11 protein-coding genes are annotated in these 9072 nt (G+C 71.4%); 9 read left to right on the top strand and 2 right to left on the bottom strand.

Going from position 1 to position 9072, the window contains the following annotated elements; translation table 11 throughout:
* The 4 genes from VK611_12935 to VK611_12920 form a co-directional block, all read left to right on the top strand.
* Positions 1–745: MaoC family dehydratase (locus tag VK611_12935; protein ID HMG42235.1), on the top strand; the 745-nt coding region annotated here is incomplete at its 5' end.
* Positions 746–758: 13 nt separating this feature from the next.
* The gene (locus VK611_12930; protein ID HMG42234.1) at positions 759–1874 is read left to right on the top strand and encodes a hypothetical protein; all 1116 of its coding nucleotides are present in this window, start codon (positions 759–761) and stop codon (positions 1872–1874) included.
* Positions 1875–1911: 37 nt separating this feature from the next.
* The gene (locus VK611_12925) at positions 1912–2973 is read left to right on the top strand and encodes a phosphotransferase (GenBank protein ID HMG42233.1); all 1062 of its coding nucleotides are present in this window, start codon (positions 1912–1914) and stop codon (positions 2971–2973) included.
* Positions 2974–3005: 32 nt separating this feature from the next.
* Positions 3006–3956, top strand: coding sequence for an aldo/keto reductase (locus VK611_12920; GenBank protein HMG42232.1), 951 nt, complete (start codon positions 3006–3008; stop codon positions 3954–3956).
* A 51-nt stretch (positions 3957–4007) separates the two neighbouring features.
* Here the strand turns inward: VK611_12920 and VK611_12915 are convergent, their stop codons facing one another.
* Entirely contained in the window at positions 4008–4895 is an 888-nt protein-coding gene (locus VK611_12915) for an NAD(P)-dependent oxidoreductase (protein HMG42231.1), read from the bottom strand.
* A 156-nt stretch (positions 4896–5051) separates the two neighbouring features.
* Here VK611_12915 and VK611_12910 point away from each other — a divergent pair, with 156 nt between their 5' ends.
* Together VK611_12910 and VK611_12905 are read left to right on the top strand one after the other, a co-directional pair.
* Entirely contained in the window at positions 5052–5666 is a 615-nt protein-coding gene (locus VK611_12910) for a DNA starvation/stationary phase protection protein (protein HMG42230.1), read from the top strand.
* A gap of 16 nt (positions 5667–5682) precedes the next feature.
* Positions 5683–6666, top strand: coding sequence for an aldo/keto reductase (locus VK611_12905; protein ID HMG42229.1), 984 nt, complete (start codon positions 5683–5685; stop codon positions 6664–6666).
* 25 nt (positions 6667–6691) lie between these two features.
* Here VK611_12905 and VK611_12900 read toward each other — a convergent pair whose 3' ends face one another.
* Positions 6692–6937, bottom strand: a complete 246-nt coding sequence (locus VK611_12900; protein HMG42228.1) for a hypothetical protein — start codon at positions 6935–6937, stop codon at positions 6692–6694.
* A 128-nt stretch (positions 6938–7065) separates the two neighbouring features.
* Between VK611_12900 and VK611_12895 the strand changes: the two genes are divergently transcribed.
* The 3 genes from VK611_12895 to VK611_12885 all read left to right on the top strand — a co-directional run.
* A complete protein-coding gene (locus VK611_12895; GenBank protein HMG42227.1) occupies positions 7066–7725 on the top strand; it encodes a response regulator transcription factor in 660 nt (219 codons plus the stop codon).
* A gap of 144 nt (positions 7726–7869) precedes the next feature.
* Complete coding sequence (locus VK611_12890; protein HMG42226.1) at positions 7870–8559, top strand: LuxR C-terminal-related transcriptional regulator; 690 nt, start codon at positions 7870–7872, stop codon at positions 8557–8559.
* Between the two features lie 51 nt (positions 8560–8610).
* On the top strand, positions 8611–9072 hold a 462-nt coding region (locus tag VK611_12885), incomplete at its 3' end, for a pyridoxamine 5'-phosphate oxidase family protein (protein ID HMG42225.1).

Raw genomic sequence — 9072 nt, 5'->3', positions numbered from 1 at the left:
GTTGAAGGAGCTCGAGCTCACCACCGAGAACACCGCCGACACCCCGCAGCGGGTGCTGCCCACCATGGCCGTGGTGCTCGGTCCGCTGGGCGGTGCCTTCGGCAGCGTCGGCAGCTTCAACCCGGCCATGCTGGTCCACGGCGAGCAGGGCATCACCCTGCACCGCGAGATCCCGGTGGAGGGCGAGCTCGAGGCGGTGTCCGAGGTCGTGGCCATCTACGACAAGGGCAAGGGCGCGGTGGTGGTGACCGAGTCGCGCTGCACGCTGGTCGACACCGGTGGGCCGCTGTTCGACAGCCGCATGTCGGCCTACATCCGGGGCGAGGGCGGCTGGGGTGGTGAGCGCGGCCCGTCCGGCCCCCAGAACGTGCCACCGGAGACCGCCCCCGACGTCGAGATCAGCTACCACACGCGCACCGACCAGGCGCTGCTCTACCGGCTCAACGGCGACCGCAACCCGCTGCACACCGACCCCTCGTTCGCGGCCATGGGCGGCTTCGACCGGCCCATCCTCCACGGGCTCTGCACCTACGGCTTCACCGGCCGGGCCCTGCTCCACGGCCTGTGCGCCGGCGACCCGGCCCGGTTTCGCTCCATGGACGGCCGGTTCTCGTCGCCGGTCATGCCGGGCGAGAAGCTCACCGTGCAGATGTGGGTCGTCGGTGAGGGCGAAGCCCTGTTCCACACCCAGGGCGAGGACGGCCGCACCGTCCTCGAGTCCGGCCGCTGCACCTTCACACCCTGATCGAGGACCAATCGTGCTGAGCCCGTTCGACGACTACCCCGTCCACCAGACCTCCCAGCCGATCGCCCACGCCGGCGGCGGCCACCCCGACCACTACGACCGGTTCTGGTTCAACGGCTACACCGAGGACCTCTACTTCGCGGTCGCCCTGGGCCTGTACCCCAACCGCGGGGTCGTCGACGCGGCGTTCTCGGTCGTCCACGACGGCGTGCAGCGCTCGGTGTTCGCCTCCGGGCGCATCCCGCTCGACCGCAGCCAGACCCGCATCGGCCCGATCTCCGTCGAGATCGTCGAGCCGCTGCGCGTCAGCCGGATCCGGGTCGACGCGCCGGACCACGGCCTGGTCGCCGACCTCGTCGCCCAAGCCCGCACCCCGGCGTGCGAGGAGGCGGCGGCGGTCCAACACGACGGCACTCGCCTGGTCATGGACTACACCCGGGCCACGCAGATGGTGTCGTGGAGCGGCGAGCTGTCCGCCGGCGGGCGCCCGCTCGACATCACCGGCCCGGTGTACGGGACCAAGGACCGCTCCTGGGGCGTCCGGCCGGTGGGGGAGCCCACCCCCGCCGCGCCGAGGACCAGCCTCCCCACCCTGTTCTTCCTGTGGGCGCCGCTGAACTTCGACGACCAGTGCCTGCACTACATGACGATGGAGGACCCGACGGGCGAGGCGTGGGCCCAGACGACCGCGCTGCTGCCGGTCATCGGTCCTGACGGGCCCGTCGTCGGCGCCGACACCGGCATCCGGCACCTGCAGCCGGCCCGCCACGACGTGCATTGGGCGCCCGGGCTTCGCCGCTCGAACGGCGCCGTCCTGACGCTGCCCACGGGCGAGGGCGGCGGTGGAGACCTGGTCGAGCTGGAGCCGCTGCTGACCTTCCGGATGAAGGGCGCCGGCTACTTCCACCCCACGTGGGGCCACGGCCGCTGGCACGGCGAGCTGGCGGTCGCGGGCGAGGCGCACCCGGTCGAGGAGCTCGACACCCTCGCGTTCGACTGCGTCCACGTGCAGCAGGTGATGCGCGCCACCTGGGGTGGGCGCACCGGCCTGGGCGTGCTCGAACAGCTGGTGATCGGGCCCTACGAGCCGGGCGGGTTCCGTGAGCTCCTCGACGGCGCCCCGGGCTGAGGCGGAGGGCGACGTGGGCAGACCGGAGGTGCCAAAGGTGTACGAGCCGGGAGCGGTGACCGCCGAGTGGCTGGACCGGGTGCTGCGCGACGCCGGGCTGCTGGACGACGGGACGCACGTCGTCGGGTTCGACCAGGAGGACGTCGGGACGGGGCAGGTCGGCGCCAACGTCCGCCACCGGCTGCGCTACGAGGGCGCCCCGGGCCCGGCCTCGATCGTCGCCAAGTTCGCCGCCCCCGACGAGGCCACCCGCAGCACCGGGATCATGACGCGCACCTACGAGACCGAGGTCGACTTCTACCGCGACCTGGCCGACACCGTCGACATCAGCCGGCCGGCCTGCTACCTGGCGTCGATCGTGTCCGGCACCGCCGACTTCGTGCTCGTCTTCGAGGACCTGGCGCCCCGGGTGCAGGGCGACCAGCTCGCCGGCTGCGAGCTGGCCCACGCCGAGCTGGCCATGGACGAGGCCGCCCGGCTCCACGGGCCCCGGTGGGGCGACGACACGCTGCAGAGCCACGAGTGGTTGGCCGCCGGCGTGGCCGGCTCCGTCGGGATCGCCGGGCTGTACGACCTCACCTGGGACCGCTTCGTCGAGCGCTACATCACCACGCTCACGTCCGACGCGCTCGCGATCGGGCGGGCCCTGCACGCGCGCATCGCCGACTGGGCCGCCCACCAGCCGTCGGCGCGGACGCTGGCCCACGGCGACTACCGCCTCGACAACATGCTGTTCGGCCCGCCCGGCAGCGACCGGCCGCTGGTGGTGGTCGACTGGCAGACGGTGCGGTGGGGCTGCGGCACCTCGGACGTCGCCTACTTCCTGGGTGCCGGCCTGCAGCCCGACCTGCGCCGCGCCCACGAGCGCGACCTGGTGGCCCGGTACCACGCCGCGCTGGGGGCCTACGGCGTCGGGGTCGACTACCCGTTCGACGCCTGCTGGGAGGACTACCGGCGCTACAGCTTCTCCGGCTACGTGATGGCGGTGATCGCCTCGGTGCTGGTGGGCCGGACCGAGCGCGGTGACGCGATGTTCATGGCGATGGCCAACCGCCACGCAGCCCAGGCTGTCGACCTCGACGCCACCGAGCTGCTCTGATCCGAGTGGTCCAACTGAGAAGGAGATGTGACATGGAGACGCGAGCGATCGGGTCGTTGAAGGTCAGCCTGGTGGGGTTGGGGTGCAACAACTTCGGCATGCGCTGCGACGAGGAGCGGTCGGTCGCGGTGGTGCACGCGGCGCTCGACGCCGGGATCACGTTCTTCGACACGGCCGACGTGTACGGCGGGACCTTGTCGGAGGAGTTCCTGGGTCGGGCGTTGGCGGGGCGGCGGGACGAGGTGGTGATCGCCACGAAGTTCGGCATGCCGCTGGGCGGCGAGGGTGAGGGCGGCGCCGGTGCGGCGTGGATCGAGCGCGCCGCGGAAGGGAGCCTGCGCCGGTTGGGCACCGACCACATCGACCTCTACCAGCAGCACGGCCCCGACGACAGCGTCCCGATCGAGGAGACGCTCGAAGCGCTCGACCGCCTGGTCACAGCCGGCAAGGTCCGCCAGATCGGCAACAGCAACTTCTCCGCCGACCAGCTGGACGCCGCCTCGGCGACGGCGCAGGAGCAGGGGTGGGCACGGTTCGTCAGCGCCCAGAACCAGTTCAGCCTGCTGCGCACCGGGATCCAGCGCGACGTGCTGCCGGCCTGCGAGCGCAACGGCCTGGCGCTGCTCCCGTACTTCCCCCTCGCGAGCGGTCTCCTCACTGGCAAGTACCGGCGCGATGCACCCACGCCCGCCGGCACCCGCCTGGCCAGCCTGCCCGAGGACCGGGCGTCGCGGGTCCTGTCGGAGCGCAACTTCGACCTGGTCGAGCAGCTCGACGCCTACGCCGTCAGCCGGGGCCACACGCTCCTCGAGCTGGCCTTCGCCTGGCTGGCCGCCCAGCCCAACCTGGCCTCGATCATCGCCGGTGCCACCTCGCCCGAGCAGGTGCGCGCCAACCGCGCCGCCGTCGACTGGGTCCTCTCCACCGACGAGGTCGCCGCCGTCGACCAGCTCCTCGCCGACCACCGCTCCCGCCAGCACTGAACCGGCCAGGCCTTCAGAGCGCGGGCTGTCGGGTCCGGTGGCCGATCAGGGTCACGGCGCTGCTGCTCTCTGCTCCAGGGCGCGTGTCACGACGGTGAGGTCCTCGTCGCCGAGGCCCTGGTCGACGACCTGTTGCCATTCGTCGGCCAGGCAGGCGAGGGCGGCGAACTGGTGGTCACCGGCTGCCTGCAGGGCGAGGCGCACGTCCTTGAGCGCGAGCGACAGCGGGAACTGGGCCGAGTAGTCGCCTTTGGCGATCCGTAGCAGCTTGGCCGCCTGCCATTGCGACATGAGCGGGCTGCCGGCGAGGGCGTCGAGCACCGCGTCGGTCTCGAGCCCCGATCGACGGGCAAGGGCCACCGACGTGGCTACTGCTTCCGCCGCGAACGCGAGCCAGGTGTTGTTCACGAGCTTGAGGCGCGATCCGGTCCCGGCCGGGCCGGCCCAGATCGTGCGCTGGCCGAGGGCGTCGAAGAGCGGAGCGACGCGCGAGCGGGCCTCGTCGGGCCCTGAAGCGAAGATCGTCAGCTGGCCCTGCTCCGCGGGGTCCTTGCTTCCCGACACCGGGGCGTCGAGGAGCGTCACGTCAGAGCGTTCCTTCTCCACCAAGGCCAGGATCCGATCGATCCCCGCCACGCCGATGGTGCTCATCTGCACCCAGATCGCGCCCGGAGGGAGAGCCGCGAGCATGCCCTGGTCACGGGCGATCGAGATGACGGCCTCGGTGTCGGTGACCATCGTGACGACGATCGCGGCACGCTGCGCGGCGTCGACGGCGGTCTCGGCGACCTCCGCGCCGAGCTCGGCGAGGTCCCGGGTCGCTTCGGGATCGCGGTTCCAGACGATCGTCGGGATGCCGGTGCGCAGCGCGCTGGTCGCCATCCCGTGGCCCATCGCGCCGATGCCGAGCACCGCGACCGGCTCCTGCATCCGTGCCATCGGTCTTCCCCTTTGCCTGGGCGTCTGCTCCGTGACCCTGGTCCTCACTGTGGCGGACGTCGACCCTCGGCCACCTCACGCGCTCGCGTGATGTCCCGCGGTGCCTCGACCGTCACGCTGGGACGGGCAGCCAACCTGCGGAAGGACCGAACGACCATGACCACGGACGCGAGAAGCCCGAACCTCTCCCCGAGCAACGGTGCAACCGCACCGTCGGAGAGCAGCCAGCCCCTCATCCACCAGCACGGCCGTGAGATCCAGGCGTTCGGGACCGTCCGCCTGTTCCCGATCGCGCTGTCCTACGAGGCCCGCATGGAGAGCTGCCAGCTCCTCAACCAGGTCCTGGCCGACACGATGATCCTCTACAGCCACTACAAGAAGCACCACTGGCTGGTCCGGGGCCACACCTTCTACCAACTGCACCTGCTGCTCGACAAGCACGCGGACGAGCAGCTCGAGCTCGTCGACCTGATCGCCGAGCGGGTGCAGACCCTCGGCGGCATCGCCATCGCCGATCCCCGCCACGTCGCCGAGGTGACCACCATCCCCCGGCCTCCCGACGGCGCCGAGGAGGTGCCGGCGATGCTGTCGCGCCTGCTCGAAGCCCACGAGCTCATCATCACCAACGTGCGTGACGCCATCACCGCCACCGCGGCCAACCGTGACGACGGCACCAACGACCTGCTCATGAGCGACGTGCTGCGCCGTCACGAGCTGCAGGTCTGGTTCCTGGCCGAGCACCTCGTCGACACGCCCGCGACGCGGGCCTGACGGGACAGGAGAACTGATGAGCGACGTGACTCTGGGGATGACCGGCATGAAGGTCTTCCCGATCGCGTTCGGCACCTGGCAGCTGGGCGGTGAGTGGGGAGGGTTCAGCGAACCCGACGCCATCGCCGCCATCCGCCGTGCCCGGGAGCTGGGCGTGAACGTCTTCGACACCGCACAGGGCTACGGGTTCGGCGCATCGGAGCAGCTGCTGGGACGAGCGCTGCGCGACGAGCTCGACACGCGCCGCCACGAGGTCGTGGTCGCGACCAAGGGCGGCCTGCGGAGGACCGCGGACGGTTTGGTGCGCGATGCGAGCCCGGCCTGGCTCCGTCGCGGCGTCGAGGACAGCCTGCAGGCGCTGGGTGTCGACGAGATCGACCTCTACCAGGTGCACTGGCCCGACCCGACGGTCCCGCTGGCCGAGACCGCGGGTGCCCTCGACGAGCTCGTGCGGGAGGGCAAGATCCGCCACGTCGGGGTCTCGAACTTCGGCGTCGTCCAGATGCGGGAGTTCGCGCGGACGCGGCCGGTGGAGACGATCCAACCGCCCTACCACCTGTTCCGCCGCGACGTGGAGGCGGGCGTGCTCCCCTACGCCCGCCTCCACGAGATCGGGGTGCTCGTCTACGGACCCCTCGGTCACGGGCTCCTCACCGGCCGCCTCGAGCCGCACACCACGTTCTCCGCCGGCGACTGGCGGAGCACCAACCCGTCGTTCCGGGGCGAGACCTTCCGCCGCAACCTGGAGACGGTGGAGGAGCTCCGGCGACTGGCCGCCGAGCTCGGCATCTCGGTCCCGCAGCTGGCCATCGCCTGGACGCTGGCCAACCCTGCGGTCGACGCGGCCATCGTCGGGGCCCGCCGGGCGAGCCACGTCGACGACAGCGTCGCCGCGGCCGACGTGTGGTTGAGCGACGACGACCTGACCGTCGTCGATCGGATCATGACCCGGGCCCTGCCCGTCGTCGGGCCCTCTCCCGACGCGATGCCGGCACCGTGACCGTCGAGGGCTCACCGCGGGAAGGCTAGAGGGGCGGTCCGAGGAGCTCCGCGACGGCTCTCGCCGAGAGCTCCGACTTCGACACGAACCCGACGGCCGGGCTGGCCGTGACGAGATCGACGAGCTCGGACTCGGCGTAGGCGGAGATCAGGACGACCCGCGCCTGGCCGTCGGCGGCGAGTCGCCGAGCGAGGTCGAACCCGCTCTCCTCGCCGAGATCGACGTCGACGATGAGGAAACGCCGCGCAACGGCCTCCGGTTCCGGTCCCACGCATCGAGGATCGCGCCGCGATGCCGTCGCCGCATTGCAGCCAGCAGGAATCCGGTGAGCCCAGGTGGCTGGCCCACGTGTCATCGTGAGGGCATGGTCTCAGCGTCGATCCCGTGCGAGGCGCCGCTATGGGCGAACGCTCGGTGCGCATAGTCCTCGCCGACGACGACGTCCTGCTCCGTGCGGGTGTCGCCAGCCTCCTGGAGCAGTCGGGGTTCCGAGTCGTCGGCCAGGCCGGCGACGCTCCGGAGCTGCTCGCGCTCGTCCGGGAGCACGAGCCCGACCTGGCCATCGTCGACATCCGGATGCCGCCCGGCCACACGACCGAGGGGCTCGAGGCCGCGCGCATGATCCGCCAGGAGCATCCCTCGATCGGGATCCTCGTCCTCTCTGCGCACGTCGAGGTCGAGGAGGCGATGGAGCTGCTCGCCGGAGGTGAGGGGGTCGGCTACCTCCTGAAGAGCCGGGTGACCGACGTCGCCGACTTCGTCGAGACCGTCGAGCGGATCGCGCGCGGCGGCTCGGTCGTCGATCCTGGCCTGGTGCAGGAGCTCGTCTCCGCGCGGCGCCGGAACGACCCGCTCGAGGAGCTCACGCCCCGCGAGCGCGAGGTGCTCTCCCTCATGGCGGAAGGGCGTTCGAACGCCGGCATCGCCCGCCGGCTGTACGTGTCCGAGGGCACGGTCGAGAAGCACGTGCACAGCATCCTCCCCAAGCTCCAGATACTGGAGGCCGGCGACGATCACCGCCGCGTGCTGGCGGTCATCAGGTTCCTCGAGGCTCTGTAGACCGTCCCCGCATTGCAGCTAGCAGGAATGCCGAGAGCCCGGTTGACCTGACCTCGAAATGGCTGCTGCCAGCGAAGACGGCGGCGGCGATGGGTGCGAGGGTGCACCCAGGGCCTGCTGGCCGCCGATCGAGAGGGGTGCACCATGACCGCCGTCATGTCCGAGGACCTGCCAGTGACGACGTCGGCGAGCCTGCCGCACCGGCCCGCCCGGTTCTACCCCGGCCGGCACGGTGACCGAGCTCTCGTCCGAGCCGCCCGGCCCGTGCTCGATCAGCTGGTGCAGGACCTCGCCGGTGCCCGGATGAGCGTCGTCGTGACCAACGCGCTCGGCCACGTGGTCGACTCCGGCCGCTCCGATCCGAGCCCGAGCGTGCGCCCGGGCCGGCCTGCCGACACGGCGCCGGTGAGCGCCGCAACGGCTCCCATCTCCGACCCGAGCTCGGGGCACACCCTCGGAGCGATCGACCTCACATCGGAGGCGGCAGAGGCCAACCCGTTGATGCACGCGGTGGCGAAGCATGCCGCCCGGGAGATCGAGCAGCGTCTCGTCGACGACGCCGGCGTCGCCGAACGGCTCCTGCTCCGTGCCCGCAACGACGCTCGAGCTCCCGGGAGCCGCCCGACGTTCGGCTGGGACAGCCTCACCGACACCGAGCGGGCGGTCACCGAGCTCGTCACCGACGGCTTCACGAACCAGGAGGCGGCGGAGCGGCTGTTCATGTCGCGCCACACCGTCGGTTCCCACCTGCGGTCGATCTTCCGGAAGCTGGACGTCGGCTCGCGGGTCGACCTCACCCGCCTGGTCACGGCCCGCGCGACCTCCGGGGACTGACGAACAGTCGCCAGGTTGCCGCCAGTTCAACAGAATGTATAGATTCGATATATGGATCAGGAGGAGCGCAAGGAGTTCGTGGCCGAGCACCGGACCGCGATGTTCGGGTTCGGGCGGCGCAACGACGGGCCCGCGATGTCGATCGTGTACTACGTCGTCGACGGTGGGGACATCCTGGTGTCGACGATGGCCGAGCGGGGCAAGGCGAAGGCGGTGGCCCGCAACCCGAAGGTCTCGCTCGCCGTGCTCGACGAGCAGTGGCCGCCGACGTACCTGCTGGTCTACGGCGACGCCAAGATCGAGACCGACGTCGAGGCCGTGACCGATCTCAGCATGCGGATCGCCGGCATCATGGCGGGCGAGCCGATGCCGGAGGAGGTGCGACCGGCCGTGCGCGAGGGCGCGATCAACGAGGGGCGTGTCGTGGTGCGGATCACCCCGTACGGGAGCTTCGAGACCCCGCCGCGGCACGTCAGCTCGGTCGACGACCTCGACGGCCTCACCCACTGGACC

The sequence above is a fragment of the Acidimicrobiales bacterium genome, assembly GCA_035316325.1.
Classification (GTDB): Bacteria; Actinomycetota; Acidimicrobiia; order Acidimicrobiales; family VFJN01; genus DASXTK01.
This window is presented reverse-complemented; position numbering and strand designations above follow the sequence as displayed.

Bases quoted from the DNA above. Each gene is read 5' to 3' on its own strand.
- VK611_12920 (HMG42232.1), top strand. From the start codon at position 3,006: ATGGAGACGCGAGCGATCGGGTCGTTGAAGGTCAGCCTGGTGGGGTTG.
- VK611_12915 (HMG42231.1), bottom strand. From the start codon at position 4,895: ATGGCACGGATGCAGGAGCCGGTCGCGGTGCTCGGCATCGGCGCGATG.
- VK611_12910 (HMG42230.1), top strand. From the start codon at position 5,052: ATGACCACGGACGCGAGAAGCCCGAACCTCTCCCCGAGCAACGGTGCA.
- VK611_12905 (HMG42229.1), top strand. From the start codon at position 5,683: ATGAGCGACGTGACTCTGGGGATGACCGGCATGAAGGTCTTCCCGATC.
- VK611_12895 (HMG42227.1), top strand. From the start codon at position 7,066: ATGGGCGAACGCTCGGTGCGCATAGTCCTCGCCGACGACGACGTCCTG.
- VK611_12890 (HMG42226.1), top strand. From the start codon at position 7,870: ATGACCGCCGTCATGTCCGAGGACCTGCCAGTGACGACGTCGGCGAGC.